The sequence below is a fragment of the Pseudomonas sp. CM27 genome (assembly GCF_013179515.1).
Classification (GTDB): Bacteria; Pseudomonadota; Gammaproteobacteria; order Pseudomonadales; family Pseudomonadaceae; genus Aquipseudomonas.
In genome coordinates, this window is the sequence record NZ_JABMCN010000364.1 from 1 (window position 1) to 1,203 (window position 1,203).

The following is a 1,203-nucleotide window of genomic DNA, read 5'->3' on the forward strand; positions in this document are numbered from 1 at the left end:
TCGGCGCTGGGGTTGCCGCTGCGGCGCTGTCGGCTTTGCTGACCGAGGCCACGTTGAGGATGCGGGTGCGGAAGCCTTCTTCGGTCATCACCTCTTCGCCGCTGAGCACTGGCAGCAGGTAGAAGTTCTTCTGCAGGTCGACGAAGTACTCGGGCTCTTCGGCCAGCACCCCGGCTGCCTCGGCGCCATGCTTGAGCTTGGCGCGCAGCGGTGCCACGTGGCTGACCGGGTCGGGGGCATTGAGGATGCCTTCGAGCTGGTTGCGCTCCTTGAAGAACATCAGCCGGTCGCGGTTGGCCGGGTTGGTGAAGGCCAGGGTCAGCTGCATTTTCCAGTCGACGGTGCAGTCGGCAGGCAGCCAGCCGATGCTCTTGCCCTGGGTGTCGGGCCCGACCCGCAGCCATTCATGGGCGTCGGCCTGGGCACGCTCGTACACGTAGAAGCGGCTGAAGGTAGGTTGCGCGGCGCCAGAGGCGGCGCCAGCGGCATCGCTCAGCTTGCACCCAGGGGTAGTCAACACGCGCTGGAACAGGGTTTTCTTGCCGTCCTGCAACAAGGGCTTGTCGGCGGCCTGCAGGGCAGGGCTGAGGGACAAGGCCAGCAATGCGGCGCCAACGCTACGCATCTTCATGGCTTGAGCTCCTCGTAGCGCTGTTTGGCTTCGGCGTTGTTTTCATCGAAGCTGAGAATGGTCTCGTACCAGGACGCTGCGGTGGCGCTTTCCGGTGCCTTGAAGCAGTTGCTTGGCTGGTGGTACTTGGGGTCGTATTCGTGGGCGTAGGCCGTGGCGATCTGGATGTCACCGGCGTTGGCGCGGTTGGCATACAGGCGCTGGGCGACGTCGCAGTGGTCGTTGGCCTTGGCCTGGTTGATCACTGCCAGCAGTGCCGCACTGTCCGGTTGGCTCTGGATGCACGTCTGCAGGAACGCCAGGGAAGTCTGGCCTTGCATGCTTTCCAGCGAGCAGGGTTTGCCTGCGTCGGGCTGTGGCGCTGGCTGGTCTGCCGTCGGCTCAGGTGCAGGTGCTGCGGCTGGGCTGCGGTTGAACCACCACCAGCCGCCTCCAGCGGCAAGCGCCAGCAGGATCAGAATCAGCAGTGGCAGCAGCCAGGTGTTGGCCTTTTTGGCAGGCGTGGGCGGCGGCGTTACCGGTGCCGGCTCGGGCGCGGGCTCCGCAACCACTGCCGGGGCAGGCTCCGGCTC

Annotated in this window: 2 pseudogenes; both read right to left on the reverse strand. The window is 65.7% G+C overall.

The annotated features are described in order from the left end of the window. A pseudogene (locus HP547_RS27665) lies at positions 1-631 on the reverse strand (serine/threonine protein kinase); the annotation flags it as partial. Continuing rightward, positions 628-1,203: pseudogene (locus tag HP547_RS27670) on the reverse strand (hypothetical protein); the annotation flags it as partial. The pseudogenes HP547_RS27670 and HP547_RS27665, both read right to left, overlap by 4 nt.